Here is a 21,717-nt window from a genome sequence, read left to right on the forward strand (position 1 = left end):
TCGTTATAGGTCAAACTATGATTCTGCCTAAATAAATTCAGGGTTTTACAGAAACATAAACCAAATAGTATTAACTAATATTTTACCTAATTAATAGAAGATAGCTCTTAGAAATTTATATATCCAACCATAAGGGTAAGAGAATTAAAAAAATTTTTTTTGGGCATCGGTGCGGTTAATCCCTAAAAGGCTCTTTTGAGCTCAAATCGCTAATAAAGACTCATAACCATGACATTCATAAAAGCTTAGAGACAAAATACTTACTGATACTAAGTATTCGTTATACAATCCGATTTCTCTTTTTTGATCTAACCGAAACTTTGGATCCAACCGACACTTTTGATTCACCCGAAAACACACATGGAATTAGACATGTCAAATATCGATTTTCAGAAAGTAGGTAAAGAAGTTCTCCATATCGAACGCGAAGGTCTGAAAAACCTAGAACAATATATTAATCATGACTTTGACCTTGCTTGCCAGCAAATCTTTGCTTGTCAGGGAAAAGTGGTCGTTATGGGGATGGGGAAATCAGGGCATATTGGACGGAAAATTGCGGCGACGCTTGCCAGCACAGGAACGCCTTCATTTTTCGTGCACCCTGGAGAAGCTAGCCATGGCGATTTAGGGATGATCTCCAATAAAGACGTTGTATTAGCGATTTCGAACTCTGGTGAATCAGGAGAGATCTTAGCCCTTCTGCCAGTGTTAAAGCGTATCAAAGTCCCACTGATCTGCATGACCAATAACCCAGACAGTAACATGGGCAAATATGCAGATATCCATTTATGCATAAAAGTGCCGCAAGAAGCCTGCCCACTAGGTTTGGCACCAACAACAAGTACCACGGCAACATTAGTGATGGGCGATGCGTTAGCCATTGCATTATTAACCGCCCGCGGCTTCACCGCAGACGATTTTGCGCTATCTCATCCAGGGGGCGCACTTGGGCGCAAACTTTTACTCTTAGTTCGTGATTTAATGAGTACCGGTGACGATGTCCCTCATATTCCGAAAAGTGCCACATTACGCGAAGCCCTTGTGGAAATTACCCGTAAAAAGCTGGGTATGACCGTCATTTGTGATGACGATATGAATATTCAAGGGATATTCACGGATGGGGATTTGCGCCGTATTTTTGATATGGGCATCGACCTTAATAATGCCAAAATTGCCGATTTAATGACGCCGGGCGGTATTCGAGTCGCGCCAGGTATGCTAGCTGTTGAAGCGCTGAACCTGATGCAATCTCGCCATGTCACGTCGTTATTAGTGGCAGATGGCGACCAATTAGTGGGTGTTCTCCATATGCACGACCTACTGCAAGCGGGTGTGGTATAAGTCGAAAGTATACATAAAGGAAATAGAATGAACCCTAATTATCAGAATACTTGCTATGGGTCTGTAGCAAATTCTGTGATAGAAAAAGCGACCAAAATTAAACTGCTTATCTGTGATGTCGATGGCGTGATGTCCGACGGTTTAATTTATATGGGGAATAATGGCGAAGAATTAAAAGCCTTTAATGTCCGCGATGGGTATGGCATTCGCTGCCTATTAACCTCAGGTATCGAAGTCGCTATTATCACCGGACGCAAAGCTAAATTGCTGGAAGACAGAGCCCAAACGTTAGGTATTACATATCTTTACCAAGGACAAAGCGATAAGCTTTTGGCGTATCGCGAACTGTTAGATAAACTACAACTAACAGAAGAGCAAACAGCTTACATTGGTGATGACCTCATTGACTGGCCCGTGATGGCAAAAGTTGGGTTATCCGTTGCGGTTGCTGATGCACACCCTTTGTTATTACCTAAAGCAGACTATGTAACACATATTGGTGGCGGAAAAGGGGCAGTACGTGAACTCTGCGACCTGATTCTGTTATCCCAAAATAAACTGGAAGAAGCTAAAGGCTTGTCGATTTAAAGAACAGATATCATTCATGAGCAACGCAAAAAAGTGGTTAATCATTGTTTTATCCCTCATTGTACTGGGGCTAATTGGTTGGAACTTTTCGGTTTACGATGACTCCAAACCATTAACAACCGAAATCAATGACGGGAAACCTAATTATCAAACTGATGATTCGGTAACTTTCGTCTATAATCCTGCGGGCGATTTAGCCTATAAACTCGCCGCGAGCAAAGTTGATAATTATACCGATGGGAAAATCACGTGGTTTACCAATCCGGTATTAACCACTTATAACGATGCGGGTACGCCGACTTGGACGGTGAAATCCATTAAGGCAAGATTAACCAAAGAGCGTGTGCTCTACCTGTATAGCGATGTTCAAGTTGACAGTTTGACTCCTGAGCCTCAAATCCAGCGCATTACCACAGATAATGCGGTGGTCAATCTAGTCACACAAGATGTTTCATCTGACGATAAAGTTACCATTATCGGACACGGGCTAAATTCAACGGGCTTAAAAATGAAGGGGAACCTTCGTACAAGAACCGCTGAATTAATTGAAGATGTTAAAACTCACTATGAGTTACAACCAAAAGAGCAACACAATGAATCAAGTAACTAAGAAAAGTTTTATTCAAGGGGCTATTGCAAGTGCAATTTTGGCTCTTAGCCTACCGGCAATGGCACTGAAAACAGATACCCAACAACCGATGACCATTAATTCGGTTAAGCAATCTCTTGATTTAGAAAAAAATATCACCACATTTACTGATGACGTTGTTATCAAGCAAGGTTCCATTGATATTCGTGCCAACAAAGTTGTTGTGACTCGCCCAAGCAGCGATTCCGATAAAATCGTCATTGAAGCATTTGGTACGCCAGTGACTTTCTTCCAGTTACAAGACGATGGCAAACCAATTAAAGGTCACGCATCCAAAGCACGTTATGAAGTTGATCAACAGCTGGTGACATTAACGGGTGATGCCTACCTTGAGCAGCTCGATAGTAATATCAAAGGCGATAAGATCACTTACGTCGTTCCAACGCAAAAAATGGAAGCGTTCAGCGATAAAGGCAAGCGCGTAACAACTGTCTTATTACCAGCCCAGTTACAAGAGAAAGGCCCAGCAGCGCAGGGTTCATCAACAAGTAAGAGTAAATAATTGTTATGGCAACACTAACCGCAGAGAATCTGGCAAAATCCTATAAAAAACGCAGCGTAGTCACTGACGTCAGCCTGGAAGTGAAATCAGGGGAAATCGTCGGTCTCTTAGGCCCTAACGGTGCGGGTAAAACGACCACTTTTTATATGGTAGTCGGCATTGTTCAGCGGGATGCTGGTAAAATTTTAATTGATGGTGAGGATATTAGCTTACTTCCTCTGCATGAGCGCGCTCGTCGTGGCATTGGCTATCTTCCTCAAGAAGCATCTATTTTCCGCCGCCTCAGTGTGTATGATAACCTGATGGCCGTGTTAGAAATTCGCCCTGACTTAACCTCAGAACAGCGCAAAGAGCGCGCTGAAGAGCTGATGGAGGAGTTCAGTATTACTCACCTGCGTGATAGCGTAGGTCAGTCACTGTCCGGTGGTGAGCGTCGTCGAGTAGAAATTGCACGCGCCCTCGCTGCTAATCCAAAATTTATCCTGTTAGATGAGCCGTTTGCAGGGGTTGACCCGATTTCCGTTTTGGATATCAAAAAAATCATCCAACACTTGCGTGACTATGGGCTTGGCGTGTTAATCACCGACCATAACGTCCGCGAAACTCTCGATGTTTGCGAGCGTGCTTACATTGTCAGCCAAGGGCACTTGATTGCTCACGGCTCACCAGAGATGATCCTTGAAAACGAGCAAGTGAAACGTGTTTATTTGGGTGAAGGCTTTAGACTGTAGTTTGTAGACTGTCGTTTGTAGTATTGCCTTGTTGGTTGTCATGACATTGGTTGTGTAAGTGGTAATGGAGAATAAAGCACATTCATGAAGCAAAGTTTGCAGCTCAGAATCAGTCAACAACTTGCAATGACACCTCAATTGCAACAGGCCATCCGCCTGTTGCAGTTATCCACACTTGAGCTTCAACAAGAAATTCAACTCGCACTTGAAACCAACCCTCTGCTTGAACAAGAAGAGTCATCCTCTGAGCAAGAGAACTTAGATAACCTAGGCAACGACACTGACAGCAGCGAAATCGATACCAAAGATGCCCTTGAAAACGCGGATATGCCCGATGAGCTTCCACTAGATGCTGATTGGGATGAAATCTATACAGCAGGTACCCCGTCGGGCACTAGCAACGACTACAGCTTCGATGAACTTCCTGTTTACCAAGGGGAAACTACCCAAACACTGCAAGATTATCTAATCTGGCAAGCGGATCTCACCCCGTTTACCGATACCGATCGCGCGATTGCGACTTCGATTATCGATTCAATTGATGATTCAGGCTATCTAACAAGCTCAATCAGTGAGATCCACGAAGGGATTGATGACCCCGATATCACCTTAGAAGAAGTCGTTGCCGTTTTAAAACGTATCCAGCATTTTGACCCATTAGGCGTGGCAGCTCAGGATCTCAAAGAGTGTTTGTTGATCCAGCTCTCTTTATACCCAAAAGAGACAATTGGTCTGCAAGAAGCTAGACTGATTATTAGCAATCATATTGATTTACTGGCAAATCGTGATTTTCGGCAACTGAGCAAACTGACCCGCTTAAAAGAAGATGCGCTGAAAACAGCAATTGACCTGATCCTTACGCTGAATCCCAAGCCAGGGCAGTCAATCAATACGGGTGAATCGGAATATGTTATTCCCGATGTGCTGGTGAAAAAAGTCGGTGGGCACTGGCAAGTTGAGTTAAATACAGATAGCATCCCTAAGTTAAGCATCAATAATCATTATGCTTCAATGGCAAATGATTCAGCCAGCGAAAGTGACACGCAATATATTCGCAGTCACTTGCAGGATGCGAAATGGCTGATTAAAAGCTTAGAGAGCCGCCATGAAACATTACTTAAAGTGGCGACCTGTATTGTTGAGCAACAACAAGAATTTTTTGAGTTAGGCGAAGAGTATATGAAACCAATGATTTTGGCAGACATTGCCTATCAGGTGGACATGCATGAATCGACTATCTCCCGTGTGACAACTCAAAAATTTCTGCATAGTCCACGAGGCATTTTTGAGTTGAAGTATTTTTTCTCCAGTCACGTCAGCACGGACACCGGAGGAGAAGCCTCCTCCACTGCGATTCGTGCGCTGGTGAAGAAGCTGGTTGCTGCGGAAAACCCAGCAAAACCATTGAGTGACAGTAAATTGACGAGTATGCTGGCAGAGCAAGGTATACAAGTTGCTCGTCGAACTGTTGCTAAGTATCGTGAGTCATTATCTATTCCGCCATCAAATCAACGTAAACAGTTGGTTTAACCCAATAATATAAGGAAGATTGTATGGAATTTCAGATTACTGGACACAATATTGAAGTTACACCGGCATTGCGCGAAACGGTTGAGAAAAAACTCAAGAAATTAGAGCAATTGTTTGATCGTATTAACAGTATCCAAGTTGTTCTGAAAGTGGAAAAAGTTCAGCAAATTGCTGAAGCCACCCTGCAACTCAACGGCGCAGAAATTCACGCATCAGCGGAAGACGACGATATGTACGCGGCACTTGATTTACTCCTTGATAAGCTGTCACGCCAATTAACCAAACATAAAGAAAAACTGAGACAACACTAATACATTTAGCCAGTCGTTGACTGATTAATGTTCTGAACCAGATGGTGGCATACATCATCTGGTTTTGTAGTCCTAAGTGAATAATAAAATGAATAGTGATATAGAAATCCAATTAAGCGATGTTTTATCCGCCAGTTGCACACGTAATAATTTAGTTTGCACCAGTAAGAAGAGAGCATTAGAAATTATTAGTGAGTTAGCGGCCGCCGAGTTGGGATTGCCGGAAAATACGGTATTTGAAGCGTTACTAACCAGAGAAAAAGTTGGCACCACGGGTATTGGTGGTGGAATTGCAATCCCTCATGGCAAACTCAATGAAGGCGAAAGTGCACGCGCCGCTGGCGTATTTTTGCATTTAGAAGAGCCCATTGCGTTTGATGCGATTGATAACCAACCTGTTGATCTGCTTTTTGCATTACTTGTTCCATCGGATCAATGTAAAACTCACTTACATACGTTGTCTCTTATCGCTAAAAAATTAGCGGATAAAGCGTTCTGTAAGCGTCTGCGTAGTGCGCAAAGTGACGAAGAGTTATACCAGATCATCATTGAGTAAGTAATAACTGATATGTGTTGATGCCAGCCTAATGATATTGTTATGATTTCTTTCATTCGGCATCGTAAAACACCGCAAAATGCAAAATAGTCAGACGTGTTTGATCAATTAGAAATGTGTGATCAGTGAGAAATCGATCATTAAGATATAAATCCTTAAGAGACAGAAGGGAGTTAGCTCATGGTGCTGATGATTGTCAGCGGCCGTTCCGGTTCGGGAAAATCCGTTGCCCTACGCGCGCTGGAAGATATGGGTTTCTATTGTGTGGATAACCTGCCGGTAGTCTTACTGCCGGAATTGGCTAATTCACTTGCCGATCGCAATATTTCTGCGGCCGTGAGCATTGACGTGCGTAATATGCCCGACAATCCAGAAGTGTTTGAAGAAGCGATTGATAAACTGCCATCAACCTTCTCGCCACAACTGCTATTTCTGGATGCAGATCGCAACACATTAATTCGTCGTTACAGTGATACTCGTCGATTACACCCACTTTCAAGTAAAAATTTATCCTTAGAAAGTGCCATCGACGAAGAAAACGAGCTATTAGAACCGCTACGCTCCCGCGCTGACTTGGTCATTGATACCTCAGAAATGTCAGTGCACGAATTAGCGGAAATGCTCAGAACTCGCTTAATGGGCAAACGCGAGCGTGAGCTGACCATGGTGTTTGAGTCCTTCGGTTTCAAACACGGTATTCCCATTGATGCTGACTACGTTTTCGACGTGCGCTTTTTACCAAACCCACACTGGGATCCAAAACTGCGTCCAATGACCGGTTTAGATCGTCCCGTTGCGGCCTTCTTGGACAGACACACAGAAGTTCATAACTTTATTTACCAGACTCGTAGTTACTTAGAGTTATGGTTGCCGATGTTAGAAACCAATAACCGCAGCTACCTCACCGTCGCCATCGGCTGTACGGGAGGAAAACACCGTTCGGTGTACGTGGCAGAACAGCTGGCTGATTATTTCCGTTCCCGAGGGAAAAACGTCCAGTCACGCCACAGAACGTTGGAAAAACGCAAGCAATGACCGTCAAAGCAACGATTACGCTGAAAAACCGTCTTGGTATGCATGCCAGACCAGCAATGCTTCTCTATGATTTAGTTAAACAATTTAACTCTAGAGTCATTTTAAAAAATGACAGTCAAATTGAGGCCGAGGCGGATAGCGTTATTGCGATGTTGATGTTAGACTCGGAACAAGGCAGTAAAATTGATATCGAGGTTAGCGGACCCGATGAAGATTTGGCGTTATCCGCAATCATTAAACTGTTTGAAAGTGGATTTGACGAAGAGTAGCCCAACTCATTGCGTCATTACATCTTAGCGAACAGAGCGATATACATGGTTTTACACGCATAGGCACCGAGTTCGTGATCCCGATCTCTTCCCTTTAACGCCTATAGCGCCTAATATTTTACATAATCTATTTTCTAGCAAACACCCCCTGCCTTCTGGGTGGGGGGTGTTTGCTTTGTACGTCCCTATTGGAGTGTGGTATGACAAAGCCAACAATTATTATCAATGATTTAGATGCAGAACGCTTAGATGCCCTGATGGAGCAAGCCGCTTATGCGGGTACGCCTGTTGCTGAAGCACTAAACGACGAATTAGATCGCGCAGATATCGTCTCTCCACAAGAGATCCCTGCGGATGTGGTTACAATGAACAGCACTGTTCGTTTCTTAGATTTAATCAGTAACGAAGAGCGCACACGCACACTGGTTTATCCTGCCTCTCTCAAAGATAGTGCAGAACAACTGTCCGTGATGGCGCCAATCGGTGCAGCGTTATTAGGTTTACATGTTAACGACGAAATTAGCTGGGCGCTGCCAAACGGCGTAGAAACCCGTGTTCGTGTGTTAGAGATTGTTTATCAACCTGAAGCGGCTGGCGAGTTCCATCGCTAGTTGCGATGATCAACAAGAGAAAGAAGACTAGCCGAAAAAAGTTTCCATCAAGAAACTGTCGTTAGTCTTCAGGCGGTATTCAGGCACTCATTGAGTGCCTTTTTGCTATTTAGCGCTTATTGTTCAACTAGAACTTACTGCCCTGCAATACTCATTTCAGGGATCAACACAGAACCGCACTGAATATTACTGCGCGTTTCGATGTCATCGGCGATAGTCACCATATTCATCCACATATCCTTCAAATTACCCGCAATGGTAATCTCGCTCACCGGATACTGAATTTCGCCATTTTCTACCCAAAAACCGGATGCACCGCGGGAATAATCCCCCGTAATTCCACTCACACCCTGTCCCATCAGCTCAGTGACCACTAAGCCTGTTCCCATTTGCTTTAACAAAGCATCAAAAGATAAGCCTTGTCCTTCAATGCGCCAGTTATGAATTCCACCCGCATGACCTGTGCTTTGCAGACCCAGCTTACGCGCAGAATAACTGGTCATCAGCCAAGTTTGCAGAACGCCATTTTCCACAATATTGCGCTCAGTAGTACGCACACCTTCACTGTCAAATGGGGATGAGGCTAAGCCGCCCATTAAATGTGGCTGCTCATTAATAGTTAACCAGCTTGGTAAAATTTGTTTGCCAAGGCTATCCATTAAGAATGATGATTTACGATAAATGCTGCTGCCGCTGATAGCACCAACTAAATGACCAAATAACCCCGTCGCCACTTCTGAGGCAAAAATTACAGGTGCTTTCATAGTCGGTAATTTACGTGGTGATAAACGCGATAATGTACGACGAGCACACTCTTGCCCTACCCACTCAGGGGATTTTAATGCCTGCATGCTGCGTGCGATGGTATACGCATAATCGCGCTCCATTTCGCCATTTTGCTCAGCGATAACGCAGCTCGACATCGAATAACGGCTAGAACTGTAGCTCTTTAATAGACCTAGAGAGTTACCAAAGACACGGATACCATAGTGTCCATTGAAGCTACCGCCTTCCGTATTCACAATACGTGAATCTGCATTTAATGCGGTCATTTCCGCAATTGATGCCAGCTTGATGGCTTCCTCAGGGGAAAGCTCTGTAGCTTGAAATAGGTTTAAATCCGGCGCATCAAATGCCAGTAATGATTTGTCAGCAGGTCCTGCACACGGGTCTTCAGAAGTATAAGACGCAATATCAATCGCGGCTTGAACTGTACGCTCAATGGCTTCGTCGCTTAAATCTGTTGAAGATGCACTGCCTTTGCGCTGTTTATGGTAAACCGTGATCCCGAGCGCCCCATCACTGTTAAATTCCACATTCTCCACATCACCTTGGCGCGTGCTCACGCTAATGCCGGTGCTTTTATTGACTGCAACTTCAGCGCCATCACAACGGCTTTTGGCGAATTCCAATGCGTGGGCGACGGCTTGTTCTAATTGTTTACGTTGTTCGGCAACTTGTTCAGTAACACTCATGCATTTTGTCCAATAAAGAGGGGAAAAGTGATTTTCTACCTCGACATATCAATGTCAGGTAGTCATAAGGGGGTTTTCCCAGTTACAATAGAGTTAATCTATAAATGTTAACACTCACAACGCCGTAAATCATGCTAATTACTCGTAATTGCACGGCGGCGTTTAGTAAAAAGGAAAATCCCTATGGCCAAACAGCCTGAAGATTGGCTGGATGATATCCCAGCGCCCCAAGATGATGAGGACGATGAGATTATTTGGGTCAGCAAAAGCGAAATTAAACGCGATGCCGAGATCCTCAAAAAACTGGGGGCGGAACTTGTTGATTTAAGTAAAAGCGAGCTTGAGCGTATCCCATTAGACACTCAATTACTTGAAGCTATCGAATTAGCGCAAAAAATTAAGCGTGAAGGTCGTCGTCGTCAATTACAGCTTATTGGTAAACTGCTACGTTCCCGTGAGGTTGAACCGATCACTGAAGCCCTTGATAAGCTGAAAAACCGCCATAACCAGCAAGTTATTATTTTGCACAAGCTGGAAGATCTGCGTAACCGTTTATTAGCCGATGGCGATGAAGTCATTGAAGAAGTCGTTGCGCTATTCCCACAAACCGATCGCCAGCAACTGCGAGCACTAGTCCGCAACGCGAAGAAAGAGCGTGATGGAAATAAACCACCAAAAGCATTCCGCCAGATTTTCCAATATCTGAAAGAACTTTCTGATAGCAACTGATTTCCTGGTTTTATTCAATAAAAATCCCCCTATGTGGTAAAAACATAGGGGGATTTTTTAATACCAAAATCGTAGAAGATTGAGTAATGCAGGAAGTCGAGTATAGCCTTCTCTATCAAGAAAATGCCCAGCACTTTCCACCATCGTGACAGAGGTTTTTAATGCTTTTGCTAACTCAATTGAAGCGTCAGGATCCACGACCCAATCATTGGAAGAGATAATCGAAGCTCGCTTATCCGTTATGCCAATCAACTTATTATAATCCAATGAAAACTGAGTATGGTCAGCCAACTCAGACAACGAATCCAGCGAGCGATCAAACCCAGAAACTAGCACATAGCCGCCAATTTTAGCCCCTTCTGGTGCATTATTTTCCAGAAAGCGTAATACCGTAATGCACCCTAAACTGTGCCCAACTAAAATAGTATTTTCATCAAACTGAATATTGGCATCAAGTAAACATTTCTGCCATTTTTGCGGATCAGGAGAATTTGATTCTGGTAATGCAGGTACATCAACCGTCGCCCCTACCGCTTCTAATTCATCTTTTAACCAGTTAAACCAATTATCATTCGGTGATGCTGTATAACCATGAACAATGATAACTTTTTTACCGTCCACTTAATCGTCCTCAATATTAATCGCCACAAAAAATGGCTAAACGCAGAATCATTGCGCAAATCTAGCATGGGGTTTGTGAAGCATCATTCTCATTATTCGTAATATCTATGAGAAAAATAAACGCTTCGTCCAGCTCTTCTTCTGCTTCATTCATCAATTCAATCACCGATGAAAATTGCGTACGCTGAGCCGCCTTTAAATGGCTAAAAATCAGCGTAACGGGTAACTCTATTTCCCCAGTAATCACATCCCATAACCCATCGAGATTATGGCCAAACCATTTAGGAAGCGAGAACTGTTGCTGAAATTGCCGATAAAATTCCTCAAGGCTATCTATTTCACGAAAATCAAAAACGACGGTCTTGCTCATCGCTATCCCCCAATCATTTAACTTGTTGGAACGTTTTATAATGGTCTGTACTAACGAAGATCATTCCATCAGAGGAATAGAGTAGACGGTCTGCACCACGATGCCCGCAACGATAATTTATATCAGCTTCAAACCACTGGCGCCCATCAGCAATAGGTAAACCTTTTTCACGGTTAGAAAAACGGTCGCCACCGATGGCTCTACCAGGTAAAACTTCACATAAATTCCCTTTTTTAGCATCCCAACCCGCTTCTCTTGCCTGTTTTTTCGTCATGTAAAATGCAGGGAGCTTTTGGTATTTTTCCATAAAACTGACCACATTATTCTGAGCGGTCAGCTGATCAATCGTTTTTGGCGTTTCACCCGGAGTTATCGCTTCGCGGGAAGGCGGTGTGCTTTGTGTACTTGAAATAGTTTGTGTGGTTGATGATGTACCAGAAGATGGTTCCGGTGCGCCCTGCTCGCCACCTTTAAAGTACAGGCTAATCGCAATCAAAATTGCCATTAACACTAAAGAAATAATACGTTTATTCATAGTGCCTCAATCATTTTTGCTGTGCGGATAAATAATCGCCCCAGTCACATTCGTAACTAGGGCGAATAAATAAAAGACTATCTTAACGTGTGATTACGCGGTGCCACCCACGGTCATTTTATCGAGTTTCAGTGTTGGTTGCCCCACACCCACTGGCACGCTTTGCCCTTCTTTACCACAAACGCCCACGCCTTTATCCAGCGCAAGGTCATTACCTACCATGGAGATCTGCTGCATAGCTTCTACGCCAGAACCAATTAAGGTCGCGCCCTTTACTGGCGAGATAATTTTACCATTTTCAATTAAGTAAGCTTCTGAGGTTGAAAATACAAATTTACCCGATGTGATATCCACCTGACCACCACCAAAATTTGGTGCATACAACCCTTTTTCAACACTGGCAATAATCTCTTCCGGTGTTGATTCACCCGCTAACATATAGGTATTTGTCATGCGAGGCATTGGTAAATGAGCGTAAGATTCACGGCGCGCATTCCCAGTTGGTGCCACACCCATTAAACGCGCGTTATGCTTATCTTGAATGTAGTTACGTAGAATTCCATTCTCAATCAACACATTGTACTGACCCGGAACCCCTTCATCATCAATCGCTAATGAACCGCGACGCCCCGCAATGGTTCCATCATCCACCACAGTACACAGGGAAGATGCGACTTGCTCGCCCATTTTTCCTGAGAAAACAGAGGTGCCACGACGGTTAAAGTCACCTTCTAAACCATGCCCCACCGCTTCGTGGAGCAGAACTCCCGGCCAACCAGCACCTAATACTACAGGCATCATGCCAGCAGGAGCGGCAACTGCCGATAAATTCACTAACGCCATGCGTACCGCTTCACGGGCATACTGCTCCGCGACTACTTGCCCTTGATGGATTTCGAGGAAATATTCATAACCATAACGACCGCCGCCGCCGCTTGCTCCGCGTTCACGTTTGCCATCATGTTCCACCAGCACACTCACCGATAAACGTACCAGTGGGCGAATATCCGTTGCTAATGTGCCATCGGTGGCAGCGACTAACACTTGTTCGTACACACCTGTTAAGCTGGCATTCACTTCAATTACGCGAGGATCTTCAGCGCGCGCTACTTGGTCAACGCGATGCAGCAATTCAATTTTCTGCTCACGTGGTAAGCTACGCAAAGGATCCGCTTCAGAATAGAGTTTTTTGTAGTCTACATTGGTTAAAATCTGTGACTTTCCAGAGCCTTGTTCAGTCACGATACTACGGGCTGCAGTGGCGCTTTGGGTTAGTGCCAGCAATGAAATTTGGTCTGCATAGGCAAAACCCGTTTTTTCACCCGTAATCGCTCGAACCCCAACACCTTGGTCAATATTGTAGGAGCCATCTTTAATGATTCGATCTTCTAAAACCCATGATTCATGGTAGCTAGACTGAAAAAAGAGATCCCCATAATCAACACGGCGCTCAGATAGCAGCCCTAAAATATCATACAGATTATCTTGACCAAGACCGTTGGCAGCCAGCAAATGTTCGCTGACAGAAGCTAAACTCATATTCGTTACTCTTATTTAGTTTATTTTTTAATCAATGATGTTAATTGTGGTCTAAAGCGGTTATGTTTCACCACTCGGATCTGTTCACGCATCACTTTTAAGCTGTCTGGCTGGACATTCACGACCAACGCGGAAACAGCATCCACATTCTTTTTCATCACCTTACCCCAGCCATCTACGGCGAGAGTATGTCCCCATGTACGACGCGTACCATGCACCCCAACTTGCGCTGGCGCTAAAACATAGCACTGGTTTTCAATCGCACGGGCTCTTAACAGTGGCTCCCAGTGAGCTTGTCCAGTATAACGAGTAAACGCCGCAGGGACGGAAATAATCTCCGCACCTTGTTCACGTAATGCTTGGAATAAGCCAGGGAAACGTAAATCATAACAAATGGTTAAACCTAAGCGACCTACTGGCGTATCAACCACAGTCAGGTGCTCACCACGTTGATAAATAACCGATTCGTTATACTCGCCTTGTTCATCTTCGATGTTCACATCGAACATATGAATTTTATCGTAACGCGCAGTGATATTCCCTTTCGCATCAAACAGCAAGCTACTGCTGGTAATTCGTTCAGGATCTTCACGGCTAATCAATGGCATTGACCCAATCAGGATCCACACATTGTAACGGATAGCCATCCCACGGATAGCGTCTTGTAATGGGCCATTACCTTCTGCTTCAGCCTGTTTACGATAGGTTGCAGCATCAGCAAATAGCAATGCATTTTCAGGAGTAAGAACTAACTGCACGGTATCAGGCAACTGTTTAATTTGCTGCTCTATCTGTGCCAAGTTGTGTTTTGTATTCTTACCACTACATAACTGCAAAAGTGCAACATTACCCGTTTTCATTACTCTTGAGTCTCCTTAAGCTGACGTAGTACTTCATCAATTTTAGGTTCATCCAAACTACCGCTTACACGATAGCGAATAACCGAAATTTTACTCCACAACGGACCAAGGACTTTCGATGCCGCAAATACTGCCGCGCCCGCAAACGGGTTAATCACGAATGCGGTGGCTACACCTACTGTAGCAGAAATTTCAGGGGTAATGACCGCTTCCGCATTAATTTGGCGCTTAACAAGGTCAATATCCCCATTCAAGGCAATATCCGCGACTAATCCATCAATATAAAGATCCTTCGAGGTTAGAATACCTTGATTGATGACCGCATTGCCTTTAATCGAATCAAAGTTAAAGTCATTACTGAACGTATCCCGGAAATCTAACTGAAGCTTGCGCAATAATGCATCAAAACTGACTAAACGTAATAACTGCCCAGCACGCCCGCCCCCCATATGAGCAATCGCGCCTTTCCCTAATTTCGCTGACATTTTCCCATTCAGCGTGGCAACCTCAGGCTCCCAAGGAACCTGCGCCCAATTCAGGTCAAATTCAATCGAATACGGGGAGTCGATAATTGGTACCAAGACACCAAAATAAGCAGCAGTTTCATCGAACGCCTCGCCAGTAAGCGAGCCTGCAATCTCAGTTTTATTACCATCATTACTGCGCCATAAAGCGTCTAGCTTTAACTCACTGGCACTGTTTTTCAGTGAACCACCAGTTAATTTCAAAGTGTGCTGCCCCACTGGCGTGACTTTCGCCGTGATTTCGCCCAGTTTTTGCCCACTCACCCAACACTCGGTACAATGGATATTCACTTTAGGCCACTGGCTAAAGTCGAACACTTCCGACGGAGAGGTCTTTTCGCTTGAAGTCAGTGAACCTTCAGGATTGTAATACAGGTATTCAATATCTAACGCCCATGGCTGCTGCTTCCAAATCTGTAGCTGCCCTTTTAGGTTTGCACTTTCTACATTGATTTGCTGTTCATCACGGTATAAATCATAAGAGAAGCTCAAATCTTTCCAACGCTGTCCAGCCAAATAAACGGATGGGGCTTTAACCTCAAGGGTATCCGGGTAGCCAATTTGCCCCACATGCTCGCTGGCAGAAGAAGATAAAAAGCCACTCGCTAATTTCTCCCAATTGACATCCTCTACGGCTGGTAAATCAACTAAGATGGTCGAGCTATTTGGTAATGCAGGAACCTGATTACTCCACGGGGCAATGTGAGCTTTTTGTAATTTCAATGGAGAGCTGGTGAGCGACCACTGAGAATTAAAACCAAGACGCTGACCAATATCACCACCTACCGTTAATTGTTCCGTCGTGCCTTTCGCTTGAATATTTATCTTACCAAGCTGTTGCAGTAGTTCGGTATTCAGCGCAGGTAACTGGCTTTTTAGCTTATTTAATCCTGCGGCTACCTCAATCTGTAAGCCTGTCGCTTGCTTGGATGATTCTGGTAACGTGATATGAATTTGGCTTTTCCAATCACTCACGCCAGAGACTTTCCCTTTGATATCACTTGGCAGCATGGGAACTTTATTGAGCTCCCAATTTCCGCCAAGGTTAATATCCACCAAATAATCTTTCGGGCGCGTTAATGTCGTGAAATCCAAAGAAACTGGCTGTTCTAACCATTGCCCTGTGATGTTATCACTGACTAAATCCCCATTGGTAAATTTGAAGCTGCCAGTCAATCCGTGCAATGTGCTATCGATTGGCCGTACAAACACATTATTCTTATTAAGATTGACCTGCCCTTTCGCGACAACATCTTTTCCAGCCGATAATGGAATGGCGAGATTAAGCTTACCGGTTACGGTGCCATCAATTTGTAGCTCATCCAGCGTATCGCCAAGGGAATGTTTGAGTGGTGTATGGGTAAAATATTGTTGGATCTGTTTGCCCGTTCCACTCACTCCCGCATCGATATATAACATTTCATCGAAGTAATCATGAATTACTGCATCGAGATTTTCTGCCGTTGCATCCCCTAATTTCACCGAGTCCGTATGCATCGCTAAACTTGCGCGGCTAAAGTCTAAATCGAGGTTTAAATCCAGTAATGCAGGCCATTGGTCATCGTATTCGAATGTGCCATCACGCAGCGGCACATACACTTGGAACTGCCCGTCATTTTTATAGTAAGGATAATGTGCGGGGTCGCCTTTATACACCAACGTCGCATTGTCTACATGTCCAGCAATGATCGCTTTGGTCAGATAATCCGCTAGCTCCTGTCCCATCAGCTTTTGAGGGAAATAGCGCCAAGCTTCCCCTGCATCATCGGTGCTGATCCCCGCTAAAATAGCCAAATCGGCAATATCATGCTGCTTCGCTTTCGCATAGCTAAAGTCGCCATTGGCTTTGACGGCCTTAGCTTGCAAATTCACACCGGAACTCCACAATTTGAATTCGCTGCTGTTATTGATCCAATTTAATTTGCCGCTGGCGTTACTAATCTCAAAAGGTGCTTTAAATTCATCGCGATAGTCTACGATGCTATCTTTAAGCGAAAATGAGAGGATCCCTTGTTGAGCACCGCCAATAAGTACCCCGGAGAAATGGTTTACAGAAGGAAGCTCTTTCCATTTTTTCCAGCTAACATCCTGCCAGTCCATACTGATTTGCGTATGGTCCTCAGTGTCTTGCGTTAGGTCGAGAGCAAATTCCGAGACTAATCCCGTCGGTTGACGATGCTGCCAATCTTGCACTAATTCTGGCGTAACAAACGAGAATGTCGGCAAGACTTCACTTAGACGTTCTAGCTCAATATTTTTTGCGCGAATGCGCCAGTGATCTTTATTTTGATATTTTGCCGATGAAGGCAAATACAGAACGGAGACGCTCCCTTGCGGCCAGATGTATTCATTAGTTTTCAGGGTATCTAGCTCAGGAATATTAAACAGCCAACCGTTGCCTTGGCGCTTCATACGTACCAATAAATCATTCACTTGAAGATTTTGCGACAGAGGCTCTTCCCCCCAGTTCGCTTCACCTTGACGTAGCTGGATCAGACCATTATCTATACGATTATTCTTGAGGGTGATCCACGATGATAAACTGAAGTTGGCGTCTCGCAGACCCGTGTTATCCCGTAACCACTTGCTGAGCCAAGGCTGCATATCAATGTTATCGGCCTGCAAATAGAACATGCCGTCACTGAGTACGCCGTTTTTATCCGACACATCCAGCTTCACTTGCAGATAACTATTTTGCTTATTTAGTGTTTCAAGGCTAACGAAACCTTGGGCGCGGTGGCGGGCATCTTGGTTAAGCCATGAAAGTTCAGGCAACAGTAACGTCATCTTTTGGTCTGATGGCGTCAAAAATGTCACTTGGCTATCTTTTAAAATAAAATGGTCAAACTGCCGTAAAAACAGGTCATCTACGCCATCATAGTTCGTGGTTTCATCTTCCGCTCCATCAAAACTCAGCGGGACTTTATAATCCACATTCAGTTGATAAAACGTCAAATCACGAAAACGCCAACGCAAAGATAATAGCGAATTCCAAATATCTAATTCGATGGTGATTTTGTTAACTTGTATATCGGTTATTGGATTTTTGGCAACAACATCGGAAATGATAAGCTCGGGACCATAATAGCGCCAAGCTCCTTCAATCTGACCAATATCCAGTGAGATATCACTGTGATTTTCAACGTAGGTGATAATTTCTTGGCGATAATGATCGATATTGGGTAATAGAAAACGCAAACTGGTGAGTACCAACGCACACAGCAACAATACGGCAGCGGTTGTCACGAGTACGATACGTGGCAGTCGTTTCACCAGTTTCTCCTTCAAGCAGAATGCTACATCATGACAACATCAAAGCGTTCTTGGCTATATAACGGCTCAATCTGCACTTTAACTTGTTTCCCTACAAAGATTTCAACTTCCGCTAATGCGTGAGATTCATCCCCGGTCAACACATCCACCACTGCTTTTGATGCATACACTAAAAATCTATCAGCATCGATTGTGCGGTGAACTCTCACGATTTCACGCAAAATTTCATAACATACAGTTTCAACCGATTTTACCGTACCACGACCTTGGCAAGTTGGACAGGTATCGCACAGCACATGCTCCAAGCTTTCACGGGTTCTTTTACGTGTCATCTCAACTAATCCTAGCTGAGAGAACCCATTAATGGTGGTTTTTACCTTATCTTTACTTAAAGCTTGTTCAAGTGAGGCTAACACACGGCGGCGATGTTCTACATCAGACATATCGATAAAATCGATGATAATAATACCACCGAGATTTCTTAATCGTAATTGGCGTGCAATGGCTTGAGTCGCTTCAACGTTGGTATTAAAGATAGTTTCTTCTAAATTGCGGTGACCAACAAATGCGCCCGTATTGATATCGATGGTGGTCATCGCTTCAGTTTGGTCAATGATCAGATACCCGCCCGATTTCAATTCAACCTTTCTGTCCATCGCGCGTTGAATTTCATTTTCCACATCGAACAAGTCAAAAATAGGTTGATTGCCTTGGTATAGCTCAAGCTTCGCCGTCATTTCCGGCACATATTCCGCAATAAACTCTTCTAACTGCGTGTAGGTTAAACGAGAATCCACACGAATACGGTCGAGGGATGCGCCAGCGAAGTCTCGAATAATACGGTATGCCAATGAAAGCTCACCATAAATTTTAGTACGCGTAACATTACGTTTTTTGCGTTCAATCACTTTCGCCCATAAGCGTTTTAAAAATGCGGCATCCTGTTTAACATCCTCTTCAGCCACACCTTCTGCGGCGGTACGAATGATAAACCCGCCGTTTTCATCGCAATATTGTGCGACGCACTCTTTTAAACGCTCTCTTTCTTCTTCACTATCAATACGCTGAGACACGCCAACATGGGAAGCTCCCGGCATGAAAACCAAGTAACGCGAAGGCAACGTAATGTCTGTGGTGAGTCTTGCGCCTTTGGTGCCGAGTGGATCTTTAACCACTTGGACAATTAAATCTTGCCCTTGCTTCACCAGCTCAGCGATATCTCTGACATGAAAGTTTTTCTGCTCGTCACCCGCAATACATTCGGTGTGAGGCATAATGTCCGAGGCGTGTAAAAAGGCTGCTTTATCCAGACCAATATCAACAAAGGCCGCCTGCATACCAGGTAAAACGCGGCTCACACGACCTTTGTAGATATTCCCTACTAGCCCTCTTTTCGCCTCTCTTTCAACATGTATTTCTTGTAAGATCCCACCATCAATATAAGCTACGCGCGTTTCAGATGGTGTTACGTTTACTAATAGTTCCGTAGTCATGAATTCCCCTTCCCATCACCTAACGCTAAAAATCGTTGTATTAATTCTTCTGTTTCGACCAATGGTAAGCCCACCACTGCATGATAGCTGCCATTTATGCGTCGAATAAAACGTCCACCGAAACCTTGGATACCGTAAGCACCGGCTTTATCCATTGGCTCGCCAGATTGTATATAATCCTGTATTTCCAGCAAAGATAACTCGCGGAATGTCACATCTGTCGTAATCAATGAGGTTAGAGTCTCATGCTTGTTCGACACAGCAATGGCAGTCATTACCTGATGTGTTTTACCAGAAAGGTCACTGAGGATTTGCTGAGCATGGGCAGCATCTCGCGGTTTTTCTAATATTTTACCGTCAAGAACCACAATAGTATCTGCACCCAAAACTGGATGATCCGCAGGAGCAATTGCTACACCCGCTCGGGATTTATCTCGCGCTAAGCGCTGGACATACGCCTGAGGCGATTCCCCTTCTTGCCACTTTTCTTCCACTTCGGGACGCAAGATTTCAAAGGAATAACCTAGCAGTTGGACTAATTCACGTCGTCTCGGTGAACCTGATGCAAGATAAATTAAGCTCATAAATTGTCATTCCAGTTATCATCAACGGCCACAATCTTAACATACTGAAAATTGGCGGCGAATTTTTCGTAACAGTAAAAATAACCATGGCCACAGAATACCATTCACCAAACTATTCCAGAATACTTGTGGGTGGAATAAGACTTGTGAGGAAAGGAATTCTGCCCAGAAAACAGCAAGGTCTTGCACCACCGTTAATGCAACAATAATCAAAGCTTGCTGCCACAGTGCCATGTTACGTAAAAGCTGATGCTTGTATGCCACGAGATAACAAATGATGCTGAAGGAGAGCGCATGTACGCCCAGAGCTGATCCTTGAATAGAATCGACAATAATTCCTAAGATAAAGCTGGTACCCACACTGACGCGATGCGGTAATGCCATTACCCAGTATATTAAAATCAGCAGTAACCACGATGGTCGGTAAAATGCCAATTGCTCAGGCCACGGCATTACCTGCAAAATCAGTGCAATAACAAAAGATAGCCAGATAATGATGCGCCCATTACCGCGATACTCATCCATTATGATTTCTTCTCCACCCTTTCATCATACCGTTTCCCTCACTCTATCTTATGGCTGAGGTTGAGGCTGTGCAGGTTGCATGGACGGTGGTAATGGTGGTCCTTGAATCTCGCTTGGTGTTGGTAACACCTGCGGCAACACTTTCATTAAACGCTCATTTGCAGCCCGGTAAACATCGGATGGCTGTAATGGGGTTTTCGGATCACTTTCATTGCCCCACAGCAGGAGTAAATAACGTAGACGTTGTAACTCAGCACTTGGTCTTGCAGAGATGATAGTATAGGCACGTTGAGTATCATGCTTCACCGCTGAAACAACAGCAACAGGATACCCTTCAGGGAATCGTCCACCTAAGCCCGAAGTCACTAACACATCACCAACACGAATATCTGTATTTCCAGGAAGTGGCTCTAATTGCAGGTCATCCGCACATCCTGAGCCCGCAGCAATAACACGGATATCATTACGTAAGACTTGCACAGGCAATGCATGGGCAGTATCGCAAATTAATAAAACGCGGCTATTAAAATTACTGGTACCAACAACCTGACCTACCACGCCTTTATCGCTGATAACCGGTTGGCCTTCATAAACGCCGTCATTACTGCCTTTATCTATCACGACTTGGTCGCGATAAGGCGTATTTGCACCTGAAATGACTTGCGTCACCATCATGTGTTCATCTTGGCGTAATGGGGAACCTAACAGTTCGCGTAAGCGGGCATTTTCTTGTTTGAGTTGCTCAAGCAGCAAGTTATCCGCTTTTTTTAATAATAGCTCTTGGCGTAGGGCTTTATTCTCAAACTGGAGCTGATCCCGCGTTGAAAGGGTGTCAGAGATATTATCAAGGAATTGACGTGGTCCGTTAGCTAAAAAATAGAATGGGCTAACCGCCGTGTCTAAATAATTACGGATTTTATTGAAAGGCTCAAATCGATGGTCAATCACCACCAGCACCAATGCAATTATCACTGCAATAAAAATGCGTAACTGTAGGGAAGGACCTCGCCTAAAAATTGGCTTCATGTATGGCTAAGTTTCGCTAATGGTCGGAGAATAAAAAAAT

At 44.2% G+C, this 21,717-nt stretch carries 23 protein-coding genes; 12 read left to right on the forward strand and 11 right to left on the reverse strand.

Annotated features, from left to right (window positions below; translation table 11 throughout):
- The first annotated feature begins 372 nt into the window (after positions 1–372).
- The 11 genes from kdsD to rnk all read left to right on the forward strand — a co-directional run bounded on the left by kdsD (position 373) and on the right by rnk (position 8,123).
- Positions 373–1,341, forward strand: a complete 969-nt coding sequence (kdsD, locus tag ACY3ZI_RS17375) for an arabinose-5-phosphate isomerase KdsD (RefSeq protein WP_036956114.1) — start codon at positions 373–375, stop codon at positions 1,339–1,341.
- Between the two features lie 27 nt (positions 1,342–1,368).
- A complete protein-coding gene (gene kdsC / locus ACY3ZI_RS17380) occupies positions 1,369–1,929 on the forward strand; it encodes a 3-deoxy-manno-octulosonate-8-phosphatase KdsC (protein ID WP_036956113.1) in 561 nt (186 codons plus the stop codon).
- A gap of 16 nt (positions 1,930–1,945) precedes the next feature.
- A complete protein-coding gene (lptC, locus tag ACY3ZI_RS17385; protein ID WP_154603452.1) occupies positions 1,946–2,539 on the forward strand; it encodes an LPS export ABC transporter periplasmic protein LptC in 594 nt (197 codons plus the stop codon).
- Positions 2,523–3,080 (forward strand): lipopolysaccharide ABC transporter substrate-binding protein LptA, encoded by a 558-nt coding sequence (gene lptA / locus ACY3ZI_RS17390; RefSeq protein ID WP_036956111.1) that lies wholly within the window; start codon positions 2,523–2,525, stop codon positions 3,078–3,080. Before lptC ends, lptA begins: the two co-directional genes overlap by 17 nt.
- Positions 3,081–3,085: 5 nt before the next feature.
- Positions 3,086–3,811, forward strand: a complete 726-nt coding sequence (gene lptB / locus ACY3ZI_RS17395) for an LPS export ABC transporter ATP-binding protein (RefSeq protein ID WP_036956110.1) — start codon at positions 3,086–3,088, stop codon at positions 3,809–3,811.
- Between the two features lie 84 nt (positions 3,812–3,895).
- A complete protein-coding gene (gene rpoN, locus ACY3ZI_RS17400; RefSeq protein WP_036956109.1) occupies positions 3,896–5,341 on the forward strand; it encodes an RNA polymerase factor sigma-54 in 1,446 nt (481 codons plus the stop codon).
- 23 nt (positions 5,342–5,364) lie between these two features.
- Positions 5,365–5,652, forward strand: coding sequence for a ribosome hibernation promoting factor (gene hpf / locus ACY3ZI_RS17405; protein WP_036956108.1), 288 nt, complete (start codon positions 5,365–5,367; stop codon positions 5,650–5,652).
- A gap of 88 nt (positions 5,653–5,740) precedes the next feature.
- Positions 5,741–6,208: a PTS IIA-like nitrogen regulatory protein PtsN gene (ptsN, locus tag ACY3ZI_RS17410; protein ID WP_132496594.1), complete on the forward strand. Its 468-nt coding sequence runs from the start codon at positions 5,741–5,743 to the stop codon at positions 6,206–6,208.
- Positions 6,209–6,388: 180 nt separating this feature from the next.
- Positions 6,389–7,243 (forward strand): RNase adapter RapZ, encoded by an 855-nt coding sequence (gene rapZ / locus ACY3ZI_RS17415; protein WP_036956106.1) that lies wholly within the window; start codon positions 6,389–6,391, stop codon positions 7,241–7,243.
- Positions 7,240–7,512, forward strand: a complete 273-nt coding sequence (gene npr / locus ACY3ZI_RS17420; protein WP_036956105.1) for a PTS phosphocarrier protein NPr — start codon at positions 7,240–7,242, stop codon at positions 7,510–7,512. The genes rapZ and npr overlap by 4 nt, the downstream gene beginning before the upstream one ends.
- A 200-nt stretch (positions 7,513–7,712) precedes the next feature.
- Positions 7,713–8,123, forward strand: a complete 411-nt coding sequence (gene rnk / locus ACY3ZI_RS17425) for a nucleoside diphosphate kinase regulator (RefSeq protein ID WP_006659086.1) — start codon at positions 7,713–7,715, stop codon at positions 8,121–8,123.
- Positions 8,124–8,257: 134 nt separating this feature from the next.
- Here the strand turns inward: rnk and pmbA are convergent, their stop codons facing one another.
- The gene (gene pmbA / locus ACY3ZI_RS17430) at positions 8,258–9,598 is read right to left on the reverse strand and encodes a metalloprotease PmbA (protein ID WP_036956103.1); all 1,341 of its coding nucleotides are present in this window, start codon (positions 9,596–9,598) and stop codon (positions 8,258–8,260) included.
- 183 nt (positions 9,599–9,781) lie between these two features.
- Here pmbA and yjgA point away from each other — a divergent pair, with 183 nt between their 5' ends.
- Positions 9,782–10,327, forward strand: a complete 546-nt coding sequence (yjgA, locus tag ACY3ZI_RS17435) for a ribosome biogenesis factor YjgA (RefSeq protein ID WP_487375581.1) — start codon at positions 9,782–9,784, stop codon at positions 10,325–10,327.
- A gap of 57 nt (positions 10,328–10,384) precedes the next feature.
- Here the strand turns inward: yjgA and ACY3ZI_RS17440 are convergent, their stop codons facing one another.
- The 10 genes from ACY3ZI_RS17440 to mreC form a co-directional block, all read right to left on the reverse strand.
- Positions 10,385–10,948: an RBBP9/YdeN family alpha/beta hydrolase gene (locus tag ACY3ZI_RS17440; protein ID WP_487375582.1), complete on the reverse strand. Its 564-nt coding sequence runs from the start codon at positions 10,946–10,948 to the stop codon at positions 10,385–10,387.
- 61 nt (positions 10,949–11,009) lie between these two features.
- Positions 11,010–11,318, reverse strand: coding sequence for a barstar family protein (locus ACY3ZI_RS17445; protein ID WP_187129666.1), 309 nt, complete (start codon positions 11,316–11,318; stop codon positions 11,010–11,012).
- 13 nt (positions 11,319–11,331) lie between these two features.
- Positions 11,332–11,853 carry a ribonuclease domain-containing protein gene (locus tag ACY3ZI_RS17450; protein ID WP_487375583.1) on the reverse strand — a complete coding sequence of 174 codons (522 nt, stop codon included), beginning with the start codon at positions 11,851–11,853 and terminating at the stop codon, positions 11,332–11,334.
- A 93-nt stretch (positions 11,854–11,946) separates the two neighbouring features.
- A complete protein-coding gene (gene tldD / locus ACY3ZI_RS17455) occupies positions 11,947–13,392 on the reverse strand; it encodes a metalloprotease TldD (protein WP_487375584.1) in 1,446 nt (481 codons plus the stop codon).
- Between the two features lie 20 nt (positions 13,393–13,412).
- The gene (gene nit1, locus ACY3ZI_RS17460) at positions 13,413–14,252 is read right to left on the reverse strand and encodes a deaminated glutathione amidase (RefSeq protein WP_211887354.1); all 840 of its coding nucleotides are present in this window, start codon (positions 14,250–14,252) and stop codon (positions 13,413–13,415) included.
- Positions 14,252–18,049, reverse strand: coding sequence for an AsmA2 domain-containing protein YhdP (gene yhdP / locus ACY3ZI_RS17465; protein WP_487375585.1), 3,798 nt, complete (start codon positions 18,047–18,049; stop codon positions 14,252–14,254). Before yhdP ends, nit1 begins: the two co-directional genes overlap by 1 nt.
- 23 nt (positions 18,050–18,072) lie before the next feature.
- Positions 18,073–19,542 carry a ribonuclease G gene (gene rng / locus ACY3ZI_RS17470; protein ID WP_036956090.1) on the reverse strand — a complete coding sequence of 490 codons (1,470 nt, stop codon included), beginning with the start codon at positions 19,540–19,542 and terminating at the stop codon, positions 18,073–18,075.
- Positions 19,539–20,126, reverse strand: a complete 588-nt coding sequence (locus ACY3ZI_RS17475; RefSeq protein ID WP_211887351.1) for a Maf family protein — start codon at positions 20,124–20,126, stop codon at positions 19,539–19,541. The genes rng and ACY3ZI_RS17475 overlap by 4 nt, the downstream gene beginning before the upstream one ends.
- A gap of 36 nt (positions 20,127–20,162) precedes the next feature.
- A complete protein-coding gene (gene mreD, locus ACY3ZI_RS17480; RefSeq protein ID WP_211887350.1) occupies positions 20,163–20,651 on the reverse strand; it encodes a rod shape-determining protein MreD in 489 nt (162 codons plus the stop codon).
- Positions 20,652–20,699: 48 nt separating this feature from the next.
- Positions 20,700–21,677 carry a rod shape-determining protein MreC gene (gene mreC, locus ACY3ZI_RS17485; protein ID WP_154603468.1) on the reverse strand — a complete coding sequence of 326 codons (978 nt, stop codon included), beginning with the start codon at positions 21,675–21,677 and terminating at the stop codon, positions 20,700–20,702.
- Positions 21,678–21,717 lie beyond the last annotated feature (40 nt).

The organism is Providencia sp. LY12, from assembly GCF_057621555.1.